Origin of the sequence: Bartonella queenslandensis (genome assembly GCF_018155095.1) — a bacterium.
Lineage (GTDB): Bacteria > Pseudomonadota > Alphaproteobacteria > Rhizobiales > Rhizobiaceae > Bartonella > Bartonella queenslandensis_B.
In genome coordinates this window covers 18,959-44,563 of record NZ_NAAI01000011.1, presented here as the reverse complement: position 1 = coordinate 44,563, position 25,605 = coordinate 18,959, and the positions used below count along the sequence as shown (strand labels likewise).

The following is a 25,605-nucleotide window of genomic DNA, read 5'->3' as shown; positions in this document are numbered from 1 at the left end:
CATGATCCCCTCCCCTTTTTTTATTTATATTCATTACTTATGTGAAAGAATAAGGATACATAAAAAATAATCATTGTCCATGACTTTTATGATGTAAAGTGAATATTTTTATAAAAAGTATTGATAAACATGCATTGAGAGAAAAGAGCACTTTATCAGTTTAATATTCTATGATCTTTTAATTAGTTATCAGAAGGATAACATAAAATATACTGTAAAAAATGAATAAATTTCAATTTTTGTAAAAAACGAAAAATTTTTTACTGCTGCTGATAGAAAACGCTATATTAAAAGTAACCTTTATACCATTCAATACCATTGATGTTTTTATCCGTTTTTGTGTATGCCTCATTTCATGAGAGAGAGTATACTTATTAATCAAAATAATATTTTTGATTTACTTTCAATGTTGTATTAAATTATTTTTAATTCACGTATAAAGTAATTAAATTTCTCCCATAGAGATATAGAGCTAAACAAGAGGGTTTATGACTAATCTTTTGAATAAATTATTTTTTGTAGCTCTATTTTATTTTTATGATGTTTCATTGGTGTATAATTTATCCATTTTTATTGTAGATTATTCTCAATAGATTGAATAAATTTTAATCCGAGTCTTTTGATGAGGATTTAGGTATTTATTTTTAAGATATTTTGTACGAGAAAATAGAAAAATGTTTACAAAAAAAATTCTGTTGAGAGAAGGCTTATTGCTTATCATATTTTTGCACGCCTATCTTGTGTCCGCCTCATATAGCTATAGCGGGGTCGATAAATTATTCTGCTCCAAAGTGGTTAAGGAACGGGATGATGCTGTTCAGATGTTAGATTCAGAAAAATTTGAAAAAGAAAATGCGGAGCGGGGATGGAACGATACAATGAAGTTATTAGGGGTTGCAGTAGAGGATTTGAAGAGAATAGCTCTTGAACAGCAGGAACTCTATTTGACATTGCTAAAGAATATGCCAAACAATAAACAAATTACTTATAAGCATGAGATAACTCAAAAGCGAAATGCTGCAATTTTTGAGCGGATCGGGGTGTTTTTTACCCTATTTGAACATGTTAAGAAAAGAACAGAAGCTTTTCGAGAGTTAGACAAAATCAATAAACTTAAGGATCAGTCTCAGTCATTACATATTTTAGAAGTAATTTCTAAACATCATGGACATGTTGATGGACTCAATAAAGAACTTGAAAGGCTCAATCACGAAGTTAATCGTTTAAACAACAGGCTTCAAAATTTGAAGAAAATATCTCGATAAGGAAACAGAAAGTTGTTCATTGATGCAAATGAGCAAGAATGCATGCGATGATGAACAACGATTTCATTGAAAAAGGAATGAACGGTGGGATTTGCAATAGTACTCATCATATCCGTTACGGTTATTATAGGAACTCTTTGTTTTTTGTGTAACAGAAACTGTGAAAGAGCGGAAAGAGAGAGATGGAAAAGATATGGAGAAGCACGAAAAAAAGGTTCCGAAAATGAAGGAAAAGAATGAGATCACAATATGACAAAACAAGAAACACAACCATTGCATGAGCCACTTCAAAACCCAAATAATAAGATTTGTGGAGTCTCTTCGGCATTTGACAGAGAATCTAAAGTTTTAGCGTTTAAAGAAGCTATGGCACTTTCATCGAAGGACTATTAAAATAATCCTCTGTATGTTTGTTATCAGTTTGGCAGTGGACTCTGTTATCCAGACGTTGGATGAGGTTATTACCCAGATATTTGATGAGGCCATTATCCAAATATTGGATGGGGTCAGAGAGTCTGATATTCTCACTTTTATATGTGTTTTGAGCTTATTTATTTTGGTCTGTTGTTTTATGGCACTCCCGATTATTTTAATTTTACACATACGATTGACGAAGAAATTGAAAAAAACATTTCAGCAATTAGAGGACACTCTTCAGCAGCGAGATAAAGCTCTTGCAGCACAAAAATAGAGAGAAAAATGACGGCTCTTATGATATTGTTTGTTTTTATAAAGACCATTATTGGTTGTGTTTTCAATATAGCGATTATTACGCTTTATTATTCTTTTGCTAAGCGTTCGAAATTGTATAAAAAGGTCGTTGCAGAATTAGAAAAAGTGATTAAAGAACAAGATGCGGCAATCGAGGGGTTATTGGAGAAAGAACAATAAAAGCGGCACAATGCTTTGAATTTTTTATGGAACTCGTTTTAAATCATGGAGATGTGTAATCCTGATAATTGAATATACCGTTTCATGTTTTAGATAAAACAAGAAAAGAAGGCTCAAAAAACAGAACTTAGATGTGTGATTAAAAAATTTTTTCTCATAACGGATAATTGTACACGCTATATTTCTGTTTTTTTTGACAAGTAATTGCAGAGAAGGGAATTTTTCTTGTTCTTTATAATCTGTATAATCCATTTTCTTTTAACTTTTATGGTTCACCATTTTGGGCTGATTTTCCAATTTGATTGGATTTGAAGTTTAGTGGGTTAGGGTGTTTTATTGAATTATAAATAACAGAGCGTAAAATTTTTTCTCTCATAGATCATGATATTGGTGGTCAACTATGATACATAAGTACATTTAAGGATTGTTTCTTTGTTGGAGGAGTGAGGTAATGATCATTAGACTTTATGATCGAGAGACTTCTGTCTTGATTTGACAGGTTTTGTGGGGAAGTTAAATTTTTCCTTAGGATTTTAAAGAGAGGTTTTTTCAATATCCACGGCTCAGCCTATTTTGAGATTGAATACTTGTCATGAAAGAGATTTTTTAGATTTTTATTTTTAAAAGGGGCGCCCCTTTGGGCATTAAGGATGGCAAAAAAATATCTCGAAAAGAAATCTCGATTCATAAGAAGTAAGAGATATGTTAGAAAATCCTATTTCCCAATTTTTATTCTGGAAGCCCTCACTTCAAAAAACACTTAGAAAACCAATAAGTTACTATTGGTACAAAATTGAATGGTGCCCGGAAGAGGACTCGAACCTCCACGCCTTGCGGCACAGGTACCTGAAACCTGCGCGTCTACCAATTCCGCCATCTGGGCTTATAAAAATCATCTAAGCGTGTGAAGCAATTCTGTCAATTAAAATTATAGAATTTATTTTCTCTGTTTAAAATGATTGGATTAAACTTGAAGGGAGCGTCATGGTTTTGAAAGTTTAAGGGGTGATGATTGTTTTTGAGTAAATGGTTGAATCGGGATTAAAGGTATAAATAATAGGAATGCCGGTCGCTAATTCTTGAGATACAATTTCTTCGCCGTTTAGACCTTCAAGCGCCATGATCAGAGCACGAAGAGAGTTTCCATGCGCTGCGATCAAAACAGTTTGAGAGCGCAAAATATGAGGCTGGATATGGTAAAGATAATAAGGCCAAATGCGTGCACCGGTATCACGTAGGCTTTCTCCATTAGGCGGCGCAATTGTATAGGAACGGCGCCATATTTGTACTTGCTCTTGCCCCCATTGTTGGCGTACTTCATCTTTATTTAAACCAGAAAGATCACCATAATTACGTTCATTCAATGCGGGGGTTTTGATCACTTCTAAATTTGATTGTCCCATTTGCTCTAAAATGTGCTGAGCCGTTTTTTGGGCACGCTGTAAGGCAGATGTATAAGCGATATCAAATTCTAAACCAGATTCTTTCAGTTTTTTTCCTGCTACTATCGCTTCTGCATGCCCTTTTTCTGTTAAGTCAGGGTCTTTCCAACCCGTAAAAAGATTTTTGAGATTCCATTCGCTTTGTCCGTGACGGATGAGTACAAGTATGCGTCCCATGATGAATTGCCTCTATTGATTGTTTAAAATTGATCGTTTAATCCCAAGACATCAAACATTGAATAAAGACCATTTTCATGGTTTTTTGCCCACAAAGCTGCTTTTAACGCGCCATTGGCAAAGATGGAGCGTTCTTGCGCTATATGTGAAAGAACAATGCGCTCATGGGAGCCGGCAAAAATGACACTATGTTCGCCAACAACCGTTCCACCCCGTGAACAGGAAAAGCCAATGGTGCCTTTTTTGCGTTTACCTGTATAGCCATTGCGTTCGTTAGCATGCACATCTTGCAACATAACATTGCGACCCTCAGCAGCTGCTTGCCCAAGAAGAAGAGCGGTTCCAGAAGGGGCATCAACTTTATTAGCGTGATGCATTTCATAAATTTCGATATCAAAATCATCGGTTTCTAACGTTTTAGCAGCTTTCTTTACTAGGTTGGCTAAAAGATTTATTCCAAGACTCATATTGCCGGATTTGACAATTGTTGTATATTTAGCAAAATTCGCGATTGTTTCTTCTTCTGTTTTGCTAAATCCTGTGGTGCCAATAATATGAACAAGACCTTTTTGAGCAGCATAATCCGCATAAAGAATACTGGCTTGGGGTTGTGAAAAATCTAAAATACCTTCTGTGTTTGAAAAGGCATTTTCAGGATCATCAGTGATACCAATTCCAAGAGAATCTGAGCCAATTAATGCACTGGCATCTTTTCCTACAAAAGACGAGCCTTTGCGGACAAGAACAGCGCAAAGCTCTACATCTTTCCTTTGCCGGATTGCTGTAATGAGTTCACGCCCCATTTTTCCATTTGCTCCGACAACTGTAAGGCGCATTTTTATCTCCTTATAATAACTTTACTGCCTCGTAGTATAGGCAAATTCTTGCCCTTTTTCCAACCGTTCTTTTTCTTTATAGAACAAAATTTCCTCCTGTCATTTATCCTTTTGTACTGTAAAATTCTATCGTTGAGGGTAAGCGATATAAGATTTATAAATTTATAGAGAGATGTTTTTTGTTAAAGTGTGCGATGAATAGGGCGAGGCTTGCTTGCAAAACCTAATGGAGATTGCGTATTGCTTGGTGTTTTTATTTCTTGCGTTCTTTGATAGGGGCATGTTCCTTATGTAAAATAGAACACTTCAAACAAAATACAGGTATGTTGCCAATTCACGCACTCATCTGAAAAAACGATGCCTCAATGCTCTTAAGTTCGTTTTATGATGGTACACCTGAAGAGTATAACGAGAAAGTTTCCAATGAATAATATAAAATCTATTTTGTACCGCTACGCTTTATAAAAGCGCAAATTGGCACTATCATCGCTTTGCCAGTCTTTGCAAACCCTGATACTTGAAATGATTCATAGGTATTTTATTCTTTTCTTATCCAATTTTTTCACACACCAATACCGTGCATGATGTCGGAAGAAAAAGATTTTAATTGATTCAAGTGAGGAGGATCATGCGTGAAAAGTATTTGAATTTCATGATTCAATTTAAAAATTTAACATTTTGAATCAATTTGTTATCTATGAAAACAAATAAAAGGAGAAGAAACAGGAAGATGCCTGAAAAGTTGAATTGTTGACACACGAGCGTTGGTTGGATTTTCTATCTTTTAGGGAAGCTCGTTGAAAAAATTGTTATCTTGTAAAAACGCATGATAGAGCGTTTTCCTATTAAGAGTACATAGTTATGTATGCTATTAAATGCGTTTTTTCATATATCGGGAAGTATGGAGAATAATATGCGTTAAGTATGATTATTTTATTTGCCTAGCTTTCCGATAGTGCTACAGCTCTTGTATCGAAAGAGAGGCTTTAAAACCCTTTGTTAAATGTCTTTATCTCTATACTGATCTTTTTTGTAATACGGCAAAAAAAAAGATTTTTGGGGTGCATTATAAGAGGCTTGAAATAAGAGATATTTAAATGAAATAAGAGATATAATGGGTTCTTATTTTTGTTTATAAGAGGAAGCTAGAAATCAAGATCAGCGTAGTGAGCACTTGCAACAATGCCGCGGACACGATCTGCTAAAAGAGAACGAAAAGAAGGACGTGATTTAATCCGCATATACCAATCTTTAGCTGCCGGGGACTGTTCCCAGTCAATTTCCCCTAGAAAATCAAGTACGGAAACAGCAGCAGCGGCTGCTAGATCAGCATAGGATAAGGTAGACCCCACCAAGCTATCGCGAGAGGCACACAGCCAATTGAGATAGTTCATATGGGGGGGAATATTGGCTCGTGCATTGCGTAAAATTTGTGAATTGGGCGCTCCACCGCCAATGGCGAGGGGCATTTCACGTTTATGGATTCGCTCTCGGACAATATGGCGTGTTGCTTCATTTTCAAATTTATTTAAAAACCAGTCATTGAGGCGGCGTACTTCCGCACGATTTAAAGGATTTTCCGGAAAGAGTTTATTTTCTTGTCGTAAACTTCCATGGGTTTCATCTAAATATTCGCAGATAACGAAGGGACCTGATAGGGGAACTTCGTGTTCATCAAGAAAAACAGGAACATGACCGGCAGGATTGAGAGCGAGAAATTCATGTCTTCTAGCCCATTCATATTCTTCAATCAGTTGCGTGGCTATACCATATTCCCCAAGAATAAGGCGTACGAAGCGCGAAGCAGTGGATAGGGGAGAGTGAAAAAGTGTCAGCATAATTTACACTATCAAATAGAGTTGATAAAAATTCCTTCAAGCCATCTTTTTTATAAAGATGCTTGACTAGAAGTACAAGATCATTAGCAGCGGTTGGCAATTATGCTTAATAAATTGTTAATAATATGAATGTGTTCTCTTATGCAATGGTTTGCAAAATGGCAGCACGTAATTCTTCCAAACCGTACGCTTTTTCTGAAGAGGTTGCGAGAATCTCAGGATAAGCTGCTGGGTGTTTGAGAAGTTTTGTTTGGGTTGTCATCATTAATTTTTCCAAGGCATTTGATTTGATTTTATCACTTTTTGTCAAAACAATTTGGTAAGAAACGGCTGCTTTATCAAGGAGTGCAAGAACATCTTCATCATTATTTTTAATTCCATGCCGTGAATCAATCAACAGATATACACGTTTTAGTGTTGAGCGTCCTCGTAAATAGCTAAAAATCAAATTTGTCCAAGCATCAACCAGATTTTTCGGAGCAGCAGCAAAACCATAACCAGGCATATCGACGACTGCGAAAGGGGGAAGATCTTCTCTTTGTCCACTGAAACCATCGGGGACAAAATAATTAAGCTCTTGAGTCCGTCCTGGTGTATTTGAGGTCCGTGCTAAACCTTTTTGCTGGACAAGTGCGTTGATTAAAGATGATTTTCCAACATTGGAACGTCCCGCAAATGCGATTTCTGCTGGTCCTTCAGGGGGAAGAAAGCGTATTGCAGGAACACCACGAATAAAAACCCAATTGCGAGAAAAAATTTCAGAAAGGGAAGAATCTTTTGTCATTCTTGCGCTTCTTTTTTGGGTGATTTTCTCCACATGGCTTTCAAATTATCAAAAAGCTCAATTTTGGCTCCTTGGCGCTTCATCATGATACCTTGCTGAATGATTGACAATATATTGTTCCATGCCCAATAGATGACAAGACCAACAGGGAAAGAGGCAAGCATAAAAGTAAAGACGACAGGCATCCATGCAAAGATCATCGCTTGAGTTTGGTCTTGAGGAGCAGGATTCATACGCATTTGTAAAAACATCGTTATCCCCATAATCAAAGGCCATGCACCAATCATAAGAAATGCTGGCGTTGCATAGGGCAAGAGACCAAATAAGTTGAAAAGAGACGTTGGGTCGGGAGCAGCTAAATCTTGAATCCAGCCAAAGAAAGGTGCATGGCGCATTTCAATGGTAATATAGAGAACTTTATAAAGAGCAAAGAATATTGGAAATTGAACCAACATTGGCCAACAGCCGGCAAGGGGATTAATTTTCTCGGTTTTATACAGTTCTATGATTGCTTGTTGTTGTTTGTTTTTGTCATCGGGATATTTTTCTTTTATTTCTAGCAACCGTGGTTGTAACAGCTTCATGCGCGCCATAGATTTATAAGACTTATTGGCGAGAGGGAAAAGAAGTGTTTTTAAGAGCACTGTAACAAGAAGGATGGCGACACCAAAATTTCCTGTTTGCTTATAAAGAATGTCAATGAGGGCAAACATCGGTTTTGTGATGAAATCAAACCACCCCCAATCAATTAAAAGAGCAAACTTGTTGATTTTTAGGTCGTTTTGATAGTGATTAATGATTTCAACTTGTTTGGCGCCAGCAAAAAGACGATTTGTAACGCTTTTTGTTTCATTGGGGGCAATCGTTAAAGGCGATCCGAGCAAGTCAGATTGATAATGCGTTTGTAAACGATCAAAATAAATAAAACGGCTTGTATATTCTTTATCTTGTTGCGGAATAACCGCTACAGCCCAATATTTATCGGTAATACCAATCCAGCCTCCTGTCACTTTGGAAAAAGTCATGCTCTTTTGTCCATTATCAGGATTTGGATCAAGCTCTGCTAAGGTCTTATATTTTTCAGTTTTGAGCGAATCTCCTGCAATACCAATCATTCCCTCATGAAGCAAATAGGTTGCATTGGTATGTTCTGGTGGTGCTGCACGGGCAACGCGGGCATAGGATGAGAGATATATTGGTTGATCACTTTCATTGCTGATAGAATCTTCAATGGTAAACATGTAATGATCATCAACAGAAAGGGTACGGCGGAAGATTTGCCCCTGTCCATTATTATAAATCAAAGTGATGGGTGTTGAAGGGGTAAGGGTTGTATTATTTCCCTCTATTTGCCATTGTGTATCAGGTTGTGGCAAGGCTTTTGCTGGCAAAGATGCACTTGTAAAACCGAATTCAGCAAGGTAGGTCGTTTTGAATCCTTTAGGATTGAGCAAATCAATTTCCGGTGATTTTTTATCGACTGTTACACGATATCTCTTAAGGTGAAGATCATCAAATTGTGCACCAACAAGATTGATAGAGCCTTCCAGTTCATCGGTTTTGATTGCGACACGCTCTGTTTTGGCTAATACAGCTTTGCGGATTTCAGGAGTCATTGGCTGTTCGATGATCGATGCCGCTTGATGGGCTGAGGGATCGTCAGAAAAATCCGCTGTAGTAGTAGAAAGGGCTGATTGTTGTTTTGACAATTGCTGTTGCTGTGCGATGATTTGTTGTTTTTGTAACTTTGCTTGTTTGGGAGCAACATGAAGGAACTGCCATGCGACGAGCACTAGGAAAGATAAGCCAATAGCGATAAAGAAATTGCGGTTATATTCCATTCGTACACCCTTGTTGTCGTTGCTGATGTTTTGTTTTTGGTTTTATTCGCCGATTTAATTCACTAATCAAAGATGTGAAAGGCGCATGTAACGCATCACGATACGCTACAATGACATAGTCTGTTCCTGCTTCCATATGGTTTATGACACCAACCCTTACGGCTTCACGCAAGCGCCTTTTGATACGATTACGTTTCACAGCATTACCGTTTTTACGGGTGACAGTAAAGCCTACACGCGCAACAAGAGAAGATTTCCTTTCTGTTGTTTGTTCACGAGATTTAACTTCGAGTAAAAACAAAGGACCCCGTCGTTTTTCTCCTGTACGGACAGCCAAAAAATCTGCTCTTTTGCGAATGCGGCAGGGATGTTTTTTCTTCATAAAAGAACGTTTCGCAATTTCATTAAAGTCCTGCAATGAGGCATCAGAGGTTCATAACAAAAGTTTCACAACGAGGAAATGCTGATGTGAAAATTTAAATAGTTAAGCAGAGAGCCGCTTACGTCCACGAGCACGTCTTGCAGCAATAACTTTACGTCCTCCAGCTGTGGCCATACGGGCACGAAACCCATGGCGGCGTTTACGGACAAGTTTAGAGGGTTGGTAAGTACGTTTCATTTATTTAAATACCGCGGAGTGCGGCCCTTCTTAAATCTTCGTTTTATGAGCAATGATGCGCGAGATGAACAATTCTATCCTATCAGACGACTGCTAACCCATAAGAAAAAATATAAAAAAAGTCAATCTTAGTTTGGCTTTCTCTTGCTTGAAAAAATATCAAGAACCTTATACCTGTTTGTGACACTTTTTTTATGATACTTTAAAAATGTCAGAAAAAGACCATTGAGTCTAGAGAAAATAAATGACTAGGGCTTTAAAGAATTCAAAGAAAGCATGATGGATTAGCGTATGCTCAATTTAAAAAATGCTTTGATATTAAGAGCTTTTCTCAGTTTTGTTTTTTACAAAACCCTGATCAGAATATTCAGTGCTTGTTGCACAAACGCGCTTGATAAGCTTTTATAGCAGATTTTATGCTTAAATTTCTTTATTTAAGGGTGGTTTCGTATTTTTAAAGAGATAAAATATAAGTCATATTTATACTTTATAATCCTTAAGTAAAGTCAAAAATTTTAGGTGAGGAACCTGTCCGTATTTTTCGTTTTTATGCTTGTATTTGTTGGTGTTTTATAGAGAGGAAAGAGCGTGGATCCTATCACAAGTGAGATTGTCCGCAACGTGTTACGTCAAATCAAAGGACCAGATCTTGAAAGCGATATTGTATCGTTGGGGCTTCTTTCAGAAATATTAATCGCTCATGGTAAGGTTTTCTTTTCCATTACAGTTCCCGATGGACGTGTGCAAGAATGGGAATCATTGCGTCGTTCTGCTGAAGAGCTGGTGTGCGCTTTAGAGGGAGTGGAATCTGTTGTTGTCACGCTTACAGCAGAAAAAACAACAAGGGGAGTGCCTCAACGCAGAGCACATCTCTTGCCTGTGAAAATGCCTATAGAAGGTGTGAGGCACGTCATTGCTGTTGCTTCTGGAAAAGGAGGGGTGGGAAAATCGACGATGGCGATCAATATTGCCTTAGCTTTACAAGATGCTGGTTTCAAAACAGGGCTGATGGATGCAGATATTTATGGTCCATCTTTGCCACGTTTGACAGGACTCGTTAACCAAAAACCACAACTTATGGGCGGAAAAAAGATTCAGCCTCTTGAAAAATTCAACCTTAAATTGATGTCGATGGGATTTTTGGTTGAAGAAGAAAAGCCGGTGGTATGGCGTGGTCCTATGGTTATGGCTGCTGTAACGCAATTGTTACGAGATGTTGTATGGCGACCTTTGGATGTTTTAGTCGTGGATATGCCGCCGGGTACAGGGGATGCACAATTAACACTTGCGCAACAGGTACAATTAACGGGCGCGTTGGTTGTTTCTACACCTCAGGATCTTGCTTTAGTTGATGCACGGAAAGCGATAGAAATGTTCATGAAAGTCAATGTTCCGATTTTAGGACTGATTGAGAATATGAGTTATTTCATTGCTCCTGATACAGGAAAACGCTACGATATTTTTGGTCATGGTGGTGCGCGGGAAGAAGCAGAACGTCGAGAGGTCCCCTTCTTAGCAGAAATACCGCTTGATGCAGCTTTACGATGTTCTTCAGATGAGGGGAACCCCATTTTTGTTTCTCAGCCTGATGGCGAGCACGCTCAATTGTACCGTACAATTGTTGATCAAATAAAAAATAAACTCTTTTAAATGTATGTTTGTTTAAGAGAGCTCTTGCTAAAACACACTTATAAAAGATATTAAAAATAGTTGCTTTTTTAGAAGGGGAATATGAATTCTAATCCGGAGAAAATAATTTTCTATCACCATCTTTTCATTCGGTTTTTCTACGTTCAAAAGCATTGAAAGAAAGCTCTTTAAAAAAATGGAGATGATGCATTCTTTCATGTTTTTATTTTTCGCGGTTTTTATGAGTATATGCTTTTTACACAACAAAAAAAATTTCAAGAATACATTTATGTTTATTATGCAAGTGCTTGTTTTAAAAGAGAACAGTTTTCAATGGGGTTCATCCATTTCACGAGAGTACCTGTGAAGGATACAACCTAAAAACGCCTATGAAGTGTATAGATTTCATAGTATTTCTCCTTAAATAAAAAGAGATAAGCCGTATTCATTATGCTCTTTGCTTTCTCAAAGTTTTCTCTCTTTTTGCATAAAGTTGGCCAGTCTATTTACGCTCTTTTTGAACGATTTTATCTCAATGTTGTTTCCTTTTTTAATAGATAAACAAACATTTTTTATTTCGTGACAAGAGAATGTAAAATGGGAAAAAATTTTGTCAGTATTCTTATTTCAAATATTAAAGGATAAATTATCTTCCTATAAATGATTTTGTGCTATGAAAATAGCTTGAGGATTCATCGAAAGATTTATTTCTATTCATGTCAAATTGAAGAGATAGGCATTTAAAAAGCCCGTTTATCCTCCTTTTAAAAGATCTATAGCAGACAATTATCAATCTATATTGATAAAGAGCTCAATCAATAGATCCATCATTCTCTCTTACTTGAGATGAGAAAAAATGTTGCTTAAGTCTTTTTAGAAGCGTTCATTTTTTGTAAAGTCGCCTCAAGAGCTGTTGTTAAAGCACATCTTCCCCCTTGATGAGAAAAATAATTTGACAAAAATTCATTTGTTCCCCCCTTTGTTGAAAACTCTTTTTCAAGCAGTGCAAAATTAAGAGAGGTAGAATGATCCATTGCTATAATTTTACGCATTTCATCCGTAAGATTTCCAAACATCATGGTAAGAAACTCTGCTGATTGCTGTTTATTTAATCCTTGTGTTATAAACCATTGATGGGCTGTTTCGATAAAATTAAAATATACGCCCATAAGAGAACCCGCCGTCATAAAAAGATTAAACTGTTCTTCCTTATCGAGCACCAATGTGCCCCCCAATGCATCAAATAAAGTTCGTAAAAAGGGATGATCGGGATAAATGGGGGTCAAATTTTTGCATTCTGCGACAAAAGGTAATGGAACAGCACGATAAACTTTATGGTTGATCCACGCTTCTACTTCTGCTGCTTTTGCCATGGCAAGAACGGAAATAACCAGCTGTTCTGGACGAAAATGAAGAGAACGCAAAATGCCTTCTGCAATTTGGTTGGGCAGGCAAAGAAAAACACAATCACTCACATCAAGCAACGCTTGATTATTTTCAGCAATTATAACTTTATCATAAGTGCGTGAAAGATGTTCTGCTGTTTGTGCATTACGCGGTGAAACAATAATAGAAGAAACATTAAAGGCGCTTGTCATGATGCCATTCACCATCGAAGCACTGATTGTGCCTGTTCCCAAAAAGCCAAGTTTCATTTCTATTCCTCAGTTTTATTTTTTAAAAGGAATCTCAATCAACACCTTAGATGTTTTAACTAACATAAGCGCTAATTGAGGAAGCAACACATAAAATAGCAAGAATAATCAAGCCCAAATAGATTTTTGGTTTGTCAAACAGAACGGCAAAAGCAGAAAACCAACCAACAATCGCTGCGGCTAATGCAAATAAAAAACCTGGTTTATTCATCAGTACAATATGCATTGCCATTAAACCACCAATAATCAGCGCTCCAAAAACAATGAGCAAACCTGTTGCAAATTTTTCATAATCATCCATATTTTGCTCCTTATAGCGCTTAAACGGTTATAGACTTTTTAACGCATATGCATATAAAAACGAAACGTTTTTTCTTGAGAATGGTTAAAATGGGTGCTTCCTCTTATCGATCAGAGGTAAAAAATGCAGGGATATGCTGTGGCCAACGCCAAGGTAAAATTGCAATCAAATCAAATCGTACGGATAAAAGTTCATAATCTTTTTGCCGTGCGAGCCAAATATCGGCTGCTGCCTCAATTCGTCTTTCATTTATTCGGGAAACCGCTTCCATTGCTTCAGCCAACGTTGAACGTGCTTTAACTTCAACGATTAACACTAAATTTCCACGCCGTGCAATGAGATCAATTTCCCCACACTTTGTTTTAAAACGCATTTCAGCAATATGAAACCCTTTGAAACGTAACCACCAAGCGGCCAATTTTTCTGCACGAACGCCTCGATAAAAAGACTTTTGTCTTCGTTTTTTTTGTATTGTCTTATGCATTCTTTTCCACATTTTTTAGAAAAATCAACCGCTGGAAAAGTTTTTGCTTTTTCAAACCGGTCTTTTTTGCAACCAAAGCTGCTGCTTGAGCAGCGGAATATGTCCGTGCGCATTCTAATAACATTTCATCAACTTCTTGATCACTCATGGCATATAAAGAAGAAGATGATGATTCTCCTACAAGCACAACGATTTCCCCTCGAATCTGTGTCTGTTTTCTATAACTTTCCAACAAACTTCCCAAATTGGAAACGTCTACGGTTTCAAATTTTTTTGTTAATTCACGACAAATTGCGGCAGGTCGGTTTGCCGAAAAAAGAGTAACCATATCCTGTAAAGTTTCAACAAGACGATGTGGTGATTCATAAAAAATCAAAGTTGCTGGAATCTCTTTTAATTGTTCTAATCGTTTTTGACGCTGTGCCTTGCGTGCACTCAAAAAACCTGCAAAGAAAAAGCTGTCCGTAGGAAGCCCTGTTGGTATCAGAGCTGCTAAAAGAGCTGATGCTCCGGGGATCGGAACAATTTTATGACCTTCCTTACGGGCTTCTTCGACTAGTCGAAATCCAGGGTCAGAAATAAGAGGGGTTCCCGCATCTGAAACAAGCGCTACCGTTTTGTTTTCCGCCAAAGCCGCTAAGAGCTTCGGACCTGCTTTTTGCGCATTATATTCATGATAGAGAAAAGTTTTTTTTCGAATACCGTAACGATCTAATAAAACACGTGTTACCCGTGTATCCTCACACGCTAAAATATCAACGCCTGCCAGCACTTGCAAAGCACGAAGTGTAATATCTGCAAGATTTCCGATCGGTGTTGCCACAAGATAAAGCCCTGGCTCTATGACGGGGGCTGAATAAGCATGCGCACCTATAAAATATGCATTCTCACACATGCCTTTTTCTCTTCATCAAACACCCCTTATCTAAAGATCTTATCAAGATTTTATCCATACTCATAGGCTATTTTTGCTTAATTTTTATCAGGACATTTTTATCATTACAACGGCTTATTTACTCAGGCTTGCTTGCTTAAATCGTTGGTCACTTCACAATTGGATAACTTTTTATATCGTGAAAGAGCTTCCGTATGAAGGTGATTGATAGATTTCTGATCTGAGGGAAATATTTTTATCCATGGTGTTTTATATATTCCAATTTTGGGAGAACAAACAGTGATGAGGGGAAGCCTTACATATTGGGATAGAAGGGCCCCTCGCTGCCTTGCGGACAGATCCAAGTGATGTTTTGGTTTGGATCTTTAATGTCGCACGTTTTACAATGTATGCAATTTGAAGCGTTGATCGTATAAGTCAGATGATCATTATACTCTAGCCATTCGTAGACAGCGGCAGGGCAGTAGCGTGTGGAAGGTCCTCCATAGATTGCATATTCGGAGTCTTTTTGTTTTTCTAACGAGGCTATTTTTAAATGACAAGGTTGATTTTCTTCATGCTGCGTATTGGAAAGGGCAACACTTGTAAGGCGATCAAAGGTTACAACCCCATCGGGTTTTGGGTAAGAAATAGGTTGAAATTTTTCTGCTGGTTCAAGACAGGCATAATCTTCCTTGCCATGGGAGAGTGTTTTAAATAAGGAAAATCCGAACAATTGTTGCCACCATATATCAAAACCGGCTAGTTTAATTCCATATTTTGTCCCATATTTTGCCCAAAGTGGTTTGGCATTTCGCACTTTATAAAGATCTGTGCCAATGGGTCCTTTTCGCCATTGTTCTTCGATTTCTTTGACTTCATCATGGGCACGACCTTGCACAAGAGCGGCAGTAATTTTATCGGCGGCTAAGATGCCAGATAAGATGGCATTGTGTGATCCTTTGATACGAGGAACATTGACAAAGCCAGCAGAACAGCCAATAAGCGCGCCACCAGGAAAGGTGAGTTTTGGTACAGATTGCCACCCTCCTTCACTGATAACACGTGCGCCATAGGAAAGACGCTTTGCTCCTTTGAAGATTTCATAGAGTTTTGGATGTGTTTTAAAACGTTGAAACTCTTCAAAGGGAGAAAGATAAGGATTTTTGTAATCTAAGTGCACAACAAAACCGACAGAAATGACATTGTTTTCTTGATGATAGAGAAAACCGCCTCCACCGGTATAATTGTCTAAGGGCCAACCGGTGAAATGTTGCACTAAACCGCGTTGGTGTTTTTGCGGTTCAATTTCCCAGAGTTCTTTGAGACCAAGACCAAATTTTTGGGGATCACGATTTTTGCTGAGGTTGAAAGTTTGTATCAGTTGCTGTGCGATTGAGCCGCGTGCTCCTTCCGCAATCAGAGTATATTTTGCCAATAACGCCATACCAGGCACATAATTTTTTCCAGGAGTTCCATCTTTGTTAAGTCCCATATCACTGGTGAGAACACCAATGATGGCTCCGTTCTCATTCTGGATGGGTTCTGTTGCGGCAAAACCGGGATAAATTTCAACACCTAGCGCTTCGGCTTTTTTGCTTAGCCAGCGGCAAACGCTCCCAAGTGAAACGATATAACAGCCGTCATTGGATAAAATTTTGGGATGTAAAATATTGGGCAATAGCGTCGCTTTTTGAGGCTTTAGAAAAAAAAACTGGTCACGGGTAACAGGGGTTGTGAAGGGATGGTCGTTGTCGTTTCTCCATTCTGGTAAGAGTGTATCGATACCGATAGGGTCAACAACGGCACCAGAAAGAATATGAGCCCCCACTTCGGTCCCTTTTTCAACAATTGTGACAGAAAGTTCAGGATTAATTTGTTTGAGACGAATGGCAGCAGAAAGCCCTGCGGGACCCGCCCCGACAATGACGATGTCAAACTCCATACTTTCACGCTGATCATGCAGAGGTGCTTTCATGGCTTATAAAGCTTTCTCCAATTCTGGAACAGTTTGACGTGGATTCCCCACGAGAGGTGAAACAACGATTTGTATGGCGAAAAGTTCTATTGGTATTGGCTCTGTTTTAACAATGACTTTGTTAAAGATTTTGTTAAATTTCTTCTTTTCGTGTTGAAGATGCAGAGGTACTTTCATCGCTTATAAAGCTTTCTCCAATTCTGGAATAATTTGGTGGAGATCACCGACAAGGGCATAATCGGCAATTTGCATGATGGGTGCTTCTTCATCTTTATTAATGGCAACAATAATTTGTGCGTCCATTATACCGGCTAAATGTTGGATTGCACCGGAAATGCCAACGGCGATATAGAGTTGAGGGGCAACGACTTTTCCTGTTTGTCCAATTTGCCAATCATTGGGCGCATAGCCTGCGTCAACTGCTGCGCGGCTCGCACCTAAAGCCGCATTTAATTTGCTTGCAAGAGGAAGAAGAAGGGCCATAAATTGTTCTTGTGAACCAAGACCACGTCCGCCTGATATAATAACACGTGCTGAGATAAGATCAGGACGATCATTTTTGTTGGTTTCTGCTTTTACGAAAGAAGAAAGATGAGGATTGAGAGCTGGTGTTATTGTTTTGATGGGCGCTGAATTATTTCGGGAAGGTGTTGGTGTGAAAGAGGCGGTGCGAACGGTTATAATTTTTTTGGGGTCATTGCTGCGGACAGTTTCAAGTGCATTACCCGCATAAATGGGGCGTTTAAAGGTATCGGGTGAAAGAACGGCGGTAATATCTGAAATTTGCATAAGATCAAGAAGAGCGGCTACGCGCGGCATCACATTTTTCCCAGTGCTGCTGGATGGGGCCATGATCACATCATAATCATTGGCTAACGTGATGATTGTATCGGCGATAGGTTCGGCGAGGTGATGGGCTAAATAGTCTGCTTTTGCAATAAGAACTTGACGCACACCATCAAGTTTAGCACTGTGTTCTGCTATTGTTTCGATTTTTTCTCCGCAAACTAAAATATCGATATCGTTACTGAGTGCGCGCGCAGCCGTGAGTGCTTTTGCGGTTTCTTCTGTATTATGATCAGCCAATAAAAGAATTGCCATAAATTTTTTGCCCTTTTATATGCGTATTGCTTTTACTCTCGAGAATATTAAATGCAGTTTTTTTGTTTTAGTGCACTGACAAGCTCTGCCACATTAGAAACTTTAATGCCAGATTGACGGGGTTTTGGCTCTTCAACACTTAAAATTGTGAGGCGTGCTTTTGTATTAATACCAAGATCAGCAAGCGCTTTTTGTTCAATGTTTTTCTTTTTTGCTTTCATGATATTGGGCAGAGAGGTGTAACGCGGTTCATTGAGCCGGAGATCGGCAGTCATAACCATGGGAAGAGGAAGGCGAAGGGTTTGTGTTCCATTATCGACTTCACGGGTAACTGTAGCATGCCCATTTTCTATATGAAGATGTGAGGCAAACGTTGCCTGTCCCCAACCAAGAAGAGCCGCAAGCATCTGTCCTGTTTGGTTGCTATCGTCATCAATCGCTTGTTTTCCTAAAAAGACCATATCGGGTTTTTCTTCATCAACAATGGCTTTGAGAATTTTAGCGATGCTTAAGGGTTCAAGCGTTTGATCTGTTGTGACAAGAAGTGCGCGATCAGCCCCCATTGCAAGTCCTGTTCGTAAAGTTTCTTGGGCGGCTTCTGGTCCAATCGAAACAAGAACAACTTCTGAAATTTTACCAGATTCTTTCTGGCGAATTGCTTCCTCAACGGCTATTTCATCAAAAGGATTCATAGACATTTTTACGTGAGACAGATCAACACCTGTGCTATCGGGTTTGACGCGTATCTTGATGTTATAATCAACAACACGTTTGACAGCGACAATTATCTTCATGATGATCCTCTTTGTTTGTACGATCACAAGTTTATAGCAATAATCATAAGAAACCAAATTGTTTAGGATGGATTCTCATTTATAACTTGTGTTTTCTTGTATATAAGCTTTTTTATGTTTACTTGTACTTTCTTGTCGTTATTTTCAATCTTCATTTTTTTGTATCGCCATAATTGCCTTATTTGCTTGAATAAAAAGTAAAAAAATCACACTGTCTTGCGATAATATCCTTTTTTCATTTTATATGCTCTGTTTATGATGGGGCTATAGGGATTTTATGCAATGAAAAATAAGTGAAAAATAAAAATCGGGGAATAATTGTACTCTTACAAATCTTGAGGGTAGAAAAATTAAAGATCTTTCTTTCAAATATCTGGAATGAATATAAAAACATTTTAGATGAAGATTGGGGAAAAATATTTCTAACAAAAAAGTTTTTGGGCGTTCTTAAAGCTCTATTTACTAAAATAGAGTACACTTTCTTATCATTTCTTACGATTCTTTTCAAAAAGGTTAATGAGGGGTAGGCGTTTGTGAATACGAAGGGTCATACGATCGACCAGGCAACCAATCAGGTTCGGGGTGATCAATTTTCTCCTTTTATTGAGCAAAAGGAGAGAATGGAGACGCCTGTGGAAGTAACAATGTCAGACATTGCTCAAAAATTACGCACTGTTTATGCTCAAATGAAAATGAAGCGTTTGCCTCGTCCTTTGAATCAGCAGGATTCTGTCGAAGAGCATTTTAAATCTTATTTGGATGATATTAGTCGCGCTATTTTGGCTGAATATTATATCCGTCGTCAAAGAGAAAAAAGGCTTTTTGAGTCTTTAGAGCAGATTAAATCACTTGTTCAAAATTTACAGAGTGAAAAAAGAAGCTTAAAAGAAGAAGCAGCGGCAGCACGACGGATACCTCATCCAAAATTATCTGATTCCGTTGTGCAAAAACTTGCTCATATGGAATGTGAGGAAAATCAAGAACGCTTATTCCTTCAAAAGGTGCAAAATTTTTCAGGACAAAACAGTATAATGCCGCTCCAAACAAATGTTGAAAATGCGTTGCAGCGAGAAAATAAAAGCTCTTTGCCCAGTGATACACTTTTGCCTAAGGATAGTAAGGATACACTTTTGCCTAAGGATGCATTTTTGCCAAGTGATGCTTTGAAATCTTCTTTAAAAAAGACTGAAGAGGCCGTGGAGCGTACAGTGATAGAAGAAAAGGCGATGGGGAAACCAACATCTAACCATTCCCCAATATCTCATCATGGCATTGAGGATGATTTTTTTCCTGCCTTAAAGGCGCAGTCTCGGGGACATGTCTCATTTTTATCTTATTTTGTAAAAAAAAGTCTTCTTTATTTTTTAACCGTTGCATTTATGGTCGCGATAACGTTATGTTTTTATAGCTTTTTAAAAGGAGCTCGTTTTTTTTAATTTTTATGATGTTGATGTTAATAGATATGAAATGTATTGCCATGCGTCGTTGTGCGGGGACTGTGCAATTAAAATTATCCTTTTAAATACGCAACAGAGATTATTGGAAAAGGGGATAGTTGGAGAAAGGCTCTCCAATTGTTTTAAAAGCCTCAAATTATCTTAAAGGTTCTGTCAGTGAGTATTTATTTACCAATTGCTGAAATGTCACTCAATATGCTGATCTTGATTGGTATGGGAGTCGTTGCTGGTTTTTTTTCAGGTCTTTTCGGCATTGGTGGTGGTTTTCTCATCACGCCTTTATTGATTTTTTATAATATTCCTCCTGCTATTGCTGTTGGAACAGGTGCTAATCAGATGATTGCATCATCCGTAACGGGGGCGATTACACATTTTAGACGACGTACCCTTGATATTAAACTTGGTATTCTTTTGGCGATTGGAGGAGGGGCTGGTTCGTTAATCGGGATTCAGATTTTTTCTGTTTTTAAAAAGTTAGGCCAATTGGACTTAATGATTTCGCTTCTTTATGTGATTCTTCTGGGAAGTATAGGAAGCTTGATGATTGTTGAAAGTTGGTATGATATGATGCGCAAGCGTAAGGTAGAAAAAGCTCATGTTCGTCTTGCAGGTCGACATAAACATAACTGGATTCATCGCTTACCGTTAAAAATGCGTTTCCGAGCATCTATGATCTATGTCAGCATTATTCCAGTGTTAGGAATTGGTCTCATTGTGGGGTTGTTGTCTTCTATTATGGGAATTGGGGGGGGATTCTTTATGATTCCCGCATTGATTTATCTGCTGCGTGTTCCAACCAATGTCGTGATAGGGACTTCACTTTTTCAGATTACATTTGTGTCTTCTTTCACGACAGTTTTGCAAAGTATGACTCATCAGTCTGTTGATATTGTCTTGGCTTTTTTGTTAATGCTTGGAGGAAGTATTGGCGCACAATATGGAACACGAGCGGGACGGAAGTTAAAGGCTGAACAATTGCGTATGGCACTTGCATGTTTGGTGTTGATTGTGTGTATGCGCCTTGCTTTTCAATTATTTGTACGCCCTGATAATCTTTTCTCTCTGGATATTCTTATGAGATAAAAATGGGTAGATTATTTTCTTTATGCCTCATTGCAGGGTGCTTTTATTTTATTTCTTTTTCTACATGGTCGCATGTTGGGACGACAGAAACATTCATTGATCAAGTTGATCACGAAACTGTCCAAATTATCGTCACAACGAATATCATTACCGTGGATACAAATTTTGCTGGTCGTGATCTTTATATTGCTGGTGTCTTGGAAAATGTTGATCCATTATATTCTCGACAGAACCGTTATGATGTTGTTGTAAGTTTGGAAGGACAAAACCGGACAATGGTCATGCGGGAAAAAAAACGCAATGCTGGTGTATGGGTTAATACAGATTCCCTTATTTTTAAAAATGTCCCTCTTTTTTACTCTATGGTTACAACGCGTGAAATCGATGATATTACCTGCATTGAGGATTATAAACGTTTGGGATTAGGATTACTCTATTTGCCATTGCAGACGGATGAGAAAGATCAGAAAAAAATACAAATCTTTCATGATGAACTTATAAAACTGCAAAAAGCTAAAAGTCTTTATTATGAAGAAGTAGGCGGTGTTCGTTTTGGTTCTGATAAACTTTTCACAGCACATTTTCGTTTACCGGCCAATATTCCTGTTGGACACTATAAGGTCCGTGCTTATCTTTTTCGTGATGGGCAGTTTATCGATAGTGCAACAACGACTCTTGAAATTGTTAAAGCACATATCGCTTATACAATCTTTTACGCAGCACATAAATATCGTTTTCTATATGGTATTGTTGCGGTGATTATTGCTGTTACCACAGGGTTTTTATGTCGTTTTATTTTTCGAAAAGATTAGCGCAAGAAAAATATTTAAGGCATTTATTTTTTATGCAAAATGCGTAAGACAAGAAAAATAGGTACAACAATAATAGCGCCCATCATGGTTATATGGAAGAAGTTTTTCAGCGTTATAAATCCTGTTTCCCATAAAGAGTGAAGAAAATTTATTATTTTTTGTATAAGATTTCGAGGTGTCCATCCAAAAAAATTCATTACGACACCGATGAAGAATGAAAGGATGAGCAATTTTAAACTGACACGAATGGATGTTCCTCCAAGAAATGTATGATAAGAATTTGACAATTTTTTCTTTCTGTTCATTTTAATAAACTTTCGAATCTCTTGTGTTTTTTATGCATTATCGTCGTGCAGTGGTTGTTATTATCTTAAAGAAAAAACATTTTCTTATTTTTTCACCACTTTATTACTGGTGTAACATCAGAGATGGTTATTTAAATATACGCGTATTCTATTGTGTTTTTTGCAATATTTTCATGGCATTTCTTTTTATTGAAGTGAAGATTTTTCTTTTTTTTCTAAGAGGTTATAAGAAAATTTTTATAACGTTTTAATCTTCTCCATCACGATGAAAGTTCTTGGCCGTTAAAGATTTCATAATGGATTTATTATTGTCTCATGTATAAAAATAATATTTCAAGGCCGTTTACTTAAAAAAAGACTATCTATTCTAATAAGGGTATGCTTATATAGGCAATATATTTAGATATTTCAACCTTAGTGAATTGAAAAGATATTTTTTGCTGAAAAATGCAAGCAATGAATTGAGTGTTGTTAAAGGAGCAAAGGTATTAAAATAGGATGTTGCAAAAAGTGTTGTTCTGTACGAATACGTAAGCGCATATCAAGGTGGTGTGGTGCTCATGCTCTTTTTGTTTTGAAATAAGATGTCATGAGAGGCTTATTATTTAGTGAGAAAGTATAGAAAAATTCAAAACTCTCTTTGCAAGGGGGAGAGGTGGTTGGTGCCGGAAAATGGATAAATTTCTTGTTTTGTTGAAAGCTCAAACCATTGTTAAGGCTTTTTGTTTTTAAGGGTTATTAAGGCGCTTGTGCTAACGGGGGCCTTTGATAATGTTAAAAATGCTAGAAGAAAGAAGGAGTAACTTTACTCGACAACCTTACTCGACGAGAGAGATAAAATCTTTGTCCTATAGTCTTCAATGATAGACGTTGTGATATTATCGGTAGATTTTGTTATCGGTTATACCATTTATGATATATTAAATTGTTTTTCTGTGCATATTGGAGCGGTAGTTTATAAGTAGGGTAGGAGGAGTGGTTGGTAAGTCGTGTTGTTTGAAGGTTTTAAACCTTTATCTCTTGGAGCCTATGGTTCATCTAAACTTGTTATTTTGCACGTTCTTGTTGCGTGGGGAATTTATACAATAAACGTTAAAAGGAAAAGTCTATGAACTTGAAAAGAAAAATATTGAAAAGTAGCGGCTCTCTTGTTTCTGTTCTTATGGTACTTGGAGTTGTGGCACAACAGGCTTCAGCAAAAACACCCGCTGATACCCTTGTGATGGCTTGGAATATTGATGGAATTGCTACATTTGATCCCGCACAGCTTACGGATGTTTATGGAAGTGAAATTGTTCGCAATGTTTGTGATAATTTGGTGATTGGAGCTACAGATAATCCTGCTAAAATGGTTCCATCTTTGGCAATACATTGGGATATTTCAGGGGATGATCACAGTACGGTCATTACTTTTCATTTGCGTGATGGTTTGAAATTTAATGATGGCAGAGCAGCCAATGCCAATGACCTTGTTTGGGGGATGAAGCGAGTTGTCAAGTTAAAAATGGGGAATGCCGCCATTTTTAATGAATATGGAATTACAGAGAAAAATGTTGATGATGCTTTGCAAGCCGTTGATGAAAAAACGATGGTGATGAAATTTGATAAGCCTTATCCAGCAGAGCTTATTCTCAATAATATTGTTGCAAGCCCTGCGACAGCTTTGCTTGATCGTAAGACAATTATGAAGCACGAAAAAAATGGCGATTTGGGAAATCAATATTTAAAAACGCATGCTGCTTGTGTTGGTCCTTATCAGTTGAAAAGTTGGCGCCCTGGAGATGCTCTTTTGTTGCGTGCAAGCGCTCATTATTGGGGAGAAGCCCCAAAATTGAAGCAGATTCTCATTCGCCATGTTGCAGAGCCTGGAACACAACGTTTATTATTGCAAAAGCACGATGTTGATGTTGCGCGTAATTTGACCCCTGAAGATCTTGCGGATCTCAAAAAAACAACAGATGTTAAAATCGAAGAAGTCTTAGAACCCTCCATGATGTATTGGGGCTTCAACATGACAAACCCCATTTTTGCTAAGGAAAAAGTACGCTTGGCGATGCGCTATCTCATAGATTATGAAGGTCTTGGCAAGAAACTTCTCAAAGGTGTTGGTATTCCACGGGCAAGTTTTATTCCTCTTGGCAATCTTGGGGCTTTAGATGAAAAAGAAGGGCAACCCTTTAAGCTTGATATTCAAAAAGCCAAGCAGCTTTTAGCGGAGGCTGGTTATCCGAATGGCTTTGAGGCGAATTTTCTTGTCTCAAGTTCCTCCCCCTATACTTTGTTGCTTGCTCAGTCCATTCAAGATAATGCTGCACAGGCAGGGGTGCATCTTAAAATTGAGCGTTTGGCAGGTACACAGTTGTTTTCCAAACTGTATGCACGAGCTTTTGATACGATTTTTGTCGGATGGAATAATGATTCTGCGGATCCTCATACCATGGCTTCACGTCTTGTTTATAATCCGGATAATCGGTTTGAGGCAAAAAATACAGCTTATCCTAGTTGGCAGCATGGGTATTTTGATGCCAAGATGAATCAAAAAGTTGAAGAGGCGTTGTTTCAAAAAGATTCAGAAAAACGGGCACAACTCTATGCTGATTTACAACGTGAATTGATGCAAAAAGGTCCTTATGCGTTTGTCTATCAGAAATATACTGTTATCGCGATGACACCTGATGTCAAAAAATGGGTTTGGAATAGTATGCCGCAGATTTTTTATAATAAAATTGAAAAATAGCGTGTCTTCAAAGCTGTCAAATAGATAAAAAGCATAGCCATGATATATTCGACGTTTTGCATGAGTTTTCGAGCTTTATAGTGCGTCGAATTTATAGGTGAGCGATACGTGTGTTGTTGAATGTCTTTTCAAGATATTCTGTTAAGAGAGATTTTTTATTCTCATTGAAGATGTGTTTGCGTGGATATTAAAATGAACATTTCAACTTTTCTGAATTGAAAAGGGGTAATTTACTTTCTGAAAAAATGAGTGCAACAACGTAGCGTAAGTTAGTATTGCTAAAGGATAAAAGACTTTGCAATATTGAAGAAAAATTTTTCATAGGGGGATATTGGGGGCGGTGAAGGATCTCAGTTTTTTTATGGTGCCCGTGTCTTCTTTTGCTTTAAAAAATGATGAGATGCCAAGGGGGTATTGTTTTACAGGGAGTGATGCAAAAAATTTGAAGAAGGAATAAAAGCCGTTGCATTTGGCAAATCAACGAATTTTCCTGTTTTATCAAATCATCAAATTATTATGAAGGCTCTTTTTTATTAAGGTACTTGAGCCAACAGGGAGCCTTTGATAACATTCAAAAAATGTTAGAAGAAACAAGAGACAAGCTTGCTCAGCAAAAAAGAAAACTTAGTCTTATAGTCTTCAATAGTTAGGCATTAAGATATCATGAATGGCTCTGTTATTGGTGGTTGTTTATCGTATATC

24 protein-coding genes and 1 tRNA gene are annotated in these 25,605 nt (G+C 37.7%); 8 read left to right on the top strand and 17 right to left on the bottom strand.

Features of this window, described 5'->3' with window-relative positions; translation table 11 throughout:
* The first annotated feature begins 674 nt into the window (after nt 1-674).
* The 3 genes from B5V81_RS07360 (at nt 675) to B5V81_RS07350 (ending at nt 2,156) form a co-directional block, all read left to right on the top strand.
* On the top strand, nt 675-1,265 hold the full coding sequence (locus B5V81_RS07360) for a hypothetical protein (RefSeq protein WP_212112891.1): 591 nt from the start codon (nt 675-677) through the stop codon (nt 1,263-1,265).
* Between the two features lie 249 nt (nt 1,266-1,514).
* On the top strand, nt 1,515-1,658 hold the full coding sequence (locus B5V81_RS07355) for a hypothetical protein (protein WP_212112890.1): 144 nt from the start codon (nt 1,515-1,517) through the stop codon (nt 1,656-1,658).
* Between the two features lie 306 nt (nt 1,659-1,964).
* Nucleotides 1,965-2,156, top strand: coding sequence for a hypothetical protein (locus B5V81_RS07350; RefSeq protein ID WP_212112889.1), 192 nt, complete (start codon nt 1,965-1,967; stop codon nt 2,154-2,156).
* Nucleotides 2,157-2,954: 798 nt separating this feature from the next.
* Here B5V81_RS07350 and B5V81_RS07345 read toward each other — a convergent pair.
* The 8 genes from B5V81_RS07345 to rpmH form a co-directional block, all read right to left on the bottom strand.
* Nucleotides 2,955-3,039, bottom strand: a tRNA-Leu gene (locus B5V81_RS07345).
* Nucleotides 3,040-3,154: 115 nt separating this feature from the next.
* A complete protein-coding gene (locus B5V81_RS07340) occupies nt 3,155-3,775 on the bottom strand; it encodes a 2,3-bisphosphoglycerate-dependent phosphoglycerate mutase (RefSeq protein WP_212112888.1) in 621 nt (206 codons plus the stop codon).
* A 23-nt stretch (nt 3,776-3,798) separates the two neighbouring features.
* Nucleotides 3,799-4,611, bottom strand: coding sequence for a 4-hydroxy-tetrahydrodipicolinate reductase (dapB, locus tag B5V81_RS07335; RefSeq protein WP_212112887.1), 813 nt, complete (start codon nt 4,609-4,611; stop codon nt 3,799-3,801).
* A 1,145-nt stretch (nt 4,612-5,756) separates the two neighbouring features.
* Nucleotides 5,757-6,449 (bottom strand): glutathione S-transferase family protein, encoded by a 693-nt coding sequence (locus B5V81_RS07330; protein WP_212112886.1) that lies wholly within the window; start codon nt 6,447-6,449, stop codon nt 5,757-5,759.
* A 139-nt stretch (nt 6,450-6,588) separates the two neighbouring features.
* Nucleotides 6,589-7,233, bottom strand: a complete 645-nt coding sequence (yihA, locus tag B5V81_RS07325) for a ribosome biogenesis GTP-binding protein YihA/YsxC (RefSeq protein ID WP_212112885.1) — start codon at nt 7,231-7,233, stop codon at nt 6,589-6,591.
* Nucleotides 7,230-9,074, bottom strand: coding sequence for a membrane protein insertase YidC (yidC, locus tag B5V81_RS07320; RefSeq protein ID WP_212112884.1), 1,845 nt, complete (start codon nt 9,072-9,074; stop codon nt 7,230-7,232). Before yidC ends, yihA begins: the two co-directional genes overlap by 4 nt.
* Nucleotides 9,064-9,456, bottom strand: coding sequence for a ribonuclease P protein component (rnpA, locus tag B5V81_RS07315; RefSeq protein WP_212112883.1), 393 nt, complete (start codon nt 9,454-9,456; stop codon nt 9,064-9,066). Before rnpA ends, yidC begins: the two co-directional genes overlap by 11 nt.
* A gap of 102 nt (nt 9,457-9,558) precedes the next feature.
* Entirely contained in the window at nt 9,559-9,693 is a 135-nt protein-coding gene (gene rpmH, locus B5V81_RS07310) for a 50S ribosomal protein L34 (RefSeq protein ID WP_005864709.1), read from the bottom strand.
* A gap of 588 nt (nt 9,694-10,281) precedes the next feature.
* On the opposite strand from rpmH, the gene B5V81_RS07305 reads away from it, so the two are divergent.
* A complete protein-coding gene (locus B5V81_RS07305) occupies nt 10,282-11,343 on the top strand; it encodes an Mrp/NBP35 family ATP-binding protein (protein ID WP_212112882.1) in 1,062 nt (353 codons plus the stop codon).
* Nucleotides 11,344-12,185: 842 nt separating this feature from the next.
* On the opposite strand, the gene B5V81_RS07300 is transcribed toward B5V81_RS07305, so the two are convergent.
* The 8 genes from B5V81_RS07300 to B5V81_RS07265 form a co-directional block, all read right to left on the bottom strand.
* Nucleotides 12,186-12,977: a pyrroline-5-carboxylate reductase gene (locus tag B5V81_RS07300; RefSeq protein ID WP_212112881.1), complete on the bottom strand. Its 792-nt coding sequence runs from the start codon at nt 12,975-12,977 to the stop codon at nt 12,186-12,188.
* A 55-nt stretch (nt 12,978-13,032) separates the two neighbouring features.
* The gene (locus tag B5V81_RS07295; protein WP_039759601.1) at nt 13,033-13,278 is read right to left on the bottom strand and encodes a hypothetical protein; all 246 of its coding nucleotides are present in this window, start codon (nt 13,276-13,278) and stop codon (nt 13,033-13,035) included.
* A 103-nt stretch (nt 13,279-13,381) separates the two neighbouring features.
* Nucleotides 13,382-13,750, bottom strand: coding sequence for a YraN family protein (locus B5V81_RS07290; RefSeq protein ID WP_212112900.1), 369 nt, complete (start codon nt 13,748-13,750; stop codon nt 13,382-13,384).
* 4 nt (nt 13,751-13,754) lie between these two features.
* Entirely contained in the window at nt 13,755-14,657 is a 903-nt protein-coding gene (rsmI, locus tag B5V81_RS07285) for a 16S rRNA (cytidine(1402)-2'-O)-methyltransferase (RefSeq protein WP_212112880.1), read from the bottom strand.
* A 295-nt stretch (nt 14,658-14,952) separates the two neighbouring features.
* Complete coding sequence (locus tag B5V81_RS07280) at nt 14,953-16,614, bottom strand: electron transfer flavoprotein-ubiquinone oxidoreductase (protein WP_212112879.1); 1,662 nt, start codon at nt 16,612-16,614, stop codon at nt 14,953-14,955.
* Between the two features lie 3 nt (nt 16,615-16,617).
* Nucleotides 16,618-16,791 carry a hypothetical protein gene (locus B5V81_RS07275; RefSeq protein WP_212112878.1) on the bottom strand — a complete coding sequence of 58 codons (174 nt, stop codon included), beginning with the start codon at nt 16,789-16,791 and terminating at the stop codon, nt 16,618-16,620.
* A gap of 3 nt (nt 16,792-16,794) precedes the next feature.
* On the bottom strand, nt 16,795-17,715 hold the full coding sequence (locus B5V81_RS07270) for an electron transfer flavoprotein subunit alpha/FixB family protein (RefSeq protein WP_212112877.1): 921 nt from the start codon (nt 17,713-17,715) through the stop codon (nt 16,795-16,797).
* Between the two features lie 47 nt (nt 17,716-17,762).
* Nucleotides 17,763-18,509: an electron transfer flavoprotein subunit beta/FixA family protein gene (locus tag B5V81_RS07265; protein WP_212112876.1), complete on the bottom strand. Its 747-nt coding sequence runs from the start codon at nt 18,507-18,509 to the stop codon at nt 17,763-17,765.
* A gap of 533 nt (nt 18,510-19,042) precedes the next feature.
* Between B5V81_RS07265 and B5V81_RS07260 the strand changes: the two genes are divergently transcribed.
* The 3 genes from B5V81_RS07260 (at nt 19,043) to B5V81_RS07250 (ending at nt 21,861) form a co-directional block, all read left to right on the top strand.
* The gene (locus tag B5V81_RS07260; protein ID WP_212112875.1) at nt 19,043-19,945 is read left to right on the top strand and encodes a hypothetical protein; all 903 of its coding nucleotides are present in this window, start codon (nt 19,043-19,045) and stop codon (nt 19,943-19,945) included.
* A 177-nt stretch (nt 19,946-20,122) separates the two neighbouring features.
* A complete protein-coding gene (locus B5V81_RS07255; protein ID WP_212112874.1) occupies nt 20,123-21,049 on the top strand; it encodes a sulfite exporter TauE/SafE family protein in 927 nt (308 codons plus the stop codon).
* Nucleotides 21,050-21,051: 2 nt separating this feature from the next.
* Nucleotides 21,052-21,861: a TIGR02186 family protein gene (locus B5V81_RS07250; RefSeq protein WP_212112873.1), complete on the top strand. Its 810-nt coding sequence runs from the start codon at nt 21,052-21,054 to the stop codon at nt 21,859-21,861.
* Between the two features lie 23 nt (nt 21,862-21,884).
* Here B5V81_RS07250 and B5V81_RS08940 read toward each other — a convergent pair whose 3' ends face one another.
* Nucleotides 21,885-22,166, bottom strand: coding sequence for a DUF6460 domain-containing protein (locus tag B5V81_RS08940; RefSeq protein WP_244979436.1), 282 nt, complete (start codon nt 22,164-22,166; stop codon nt 21,885-21,887).
* A 1,108-nt stretch (nt 22,167-23,274) separates the two neighbouring features.
* Between B5V81_RS08940 and B5V81_RS07245 the strand changes: the two genes are divergently transcribed.
* Complete coding sequence (locus tag B5V81_RS07245; protein ID WP_212112872.1) at nt 23,275-24,903, top strand: ABC transporter substrate-binding protein; 1,629 nt, start codon at nt 23,275-23,277, stop codon at nt 24,901-24,903.
* The last annotated feature ends 702 nt before the right edge of the window (nt 24,904-25,605 follow it).

What these genes read in the sequence shown, in the direction of transcription:
- B5V81_RS07330 (WP_212112886.1), bottom strand. Translation starts at nt 6,449, where the DNA reads ATGCTGACACTTTTTCACTCTCCCCTATCCACTGCTTCGCGCTTCGTA.
- B5V81_RS07280 (WP_212112879.1), bottom strand. Translation starts at nt 16,614, where the DNA reads ATGAAAGCACCTCTGCATGATCAGCGTGAAAGTATGGAGTTTGACATC.
- B5V81_RS07350 (WP_212112889.1), top strand. Translation starts at nt 1,965, where the DNA reads ATGACGGCTCTTATGATATTGTTTGTTTTTATAAAGACCATTATTGGT.
- B5V81_RS07275 (WP_212112878.1), bottom strand. Translation starts at nt 16,791, where the DNA reads ATGAAAGTACCTCTGCATCTTCAACACGAAAAGAAGAAATTTAACAAA.
- yihA (WP_212112885.1), bottom strand. Translation starts at nt 7,233, where the DNA reads ATGACAAAAGATTCTTCCCTTTCTGAAATTTTTTCTCGCAATTGGGTT.
- B5V81_RS07360 (WP_212112891.1), top strand. Translation starts at nt 675, where the DNA reads ATGTTTACAAAAAAAATTCTGTTGAGAGAAGGCTTATTGCTTATCATA.
- B5V81_RS07245 (WP_212112872.1), top strand. Translation starts at nt 23,275, where the DNA reads ATGAACTTGAAAAGAAAAATATTGAAAAGTAGCGGCTCTCTTGTTTCT.
- B5V81_RS07355 (WP_212112890.1), top strand. Translation starts at nt 1,515, where the DNA reads ATGACAAAACAAGAAACACAACCATTGCATGAGCCACTTCAAAACCCA.
- B5V81_RS07340 (WP_212112888.1), bottom strand. Translation starts at nt 3,775, where the DNA reads ATGGGACGCATACTTGTACTCATCCGTCACGGACAAAGCGAATGGAAT.
- B5V81_RS07270 (WP_212112877.1), bottom strand. Translation starts at nt 17,715, where the DNA reads ATGGCAATTCTTTTATTGGCTGATCATAATACAGAAGAAACCGCAAAA.
- rpmH (WP_005864709.1), bottom strand. Translation starts at nt 9,693, where the DNA reads ATGAAACGTACTTACCAACCCTCTAAACTTGTCCGTAAACGCCGCCAT.
- yidC (WP_212112884.1), bottom strand. Translation starts at nt 9,074, where the DNA reads ATGGAATATAACCGCAATTTCTTTATCGCTATTGGCTTATCTTTCCTA.
- rsmI (WP_212112880.1), bottom strand. Translation starts at nt 14,657, where the DNA reads ATGTGTGAGAATGCATATTTTATAGGTGCGCATGCTTATTCAGCCCCC.
- B5V81_RS07250 (WP_212112873.1), top strand. Translation starts at nt 21,052, where the DNA reads ATGGGTAGATTATTTTCTTTATGCCTCATTGCAGGGTGCTTTTATTTT.
- B5V81_RS08940 (WP_244979436.1), bottom strand. Translation starts at nt 22,166, where the DNA reads ATGAACAGAAAGAAAAAATTGTCAAATTCTTATCATACATTTCTTGGA.
- B5V81_RS07265 (WP_212112876.1), bottom strand. Translation starts at nt 18,509, where the DNA reads ATGAAGATAATTGTCGCTGTCAAACGTGTTGTTGATTATAACATCAAG.
- rnpA (WP_212112883.1), bottom strand. Translation starts at nt 9,456, where the DNA reads ATGAAGAAAAAACATCCCTGCCGCATTCGCAAAAGAGCAGATTTTTTG.
- B5V81_RS07300 (WP_212112881.1), bottom strand. Translation starts at nt 12,977, where the DNA reads ATGAAACTTGGCTTTTTGGGAACAGGCACAATCAGTGCTTCGATGGTG.
- dapB (WP_212112887.1), bottom strand. Translation starts at nt 4,611, where the DNA reads ATGCGCCTTACAGTTGTCGGAGCAAATGGAAAAATGGGGCGTGAACTC.
- B5V81_RS07295 (WP_039759601.1), bottom strand. Translation starts at nt 13,278, where the DNA reads ATGGATGATTATGAAAAATTTGCAACAGGTTTGCTCATTGTTTTTGGA.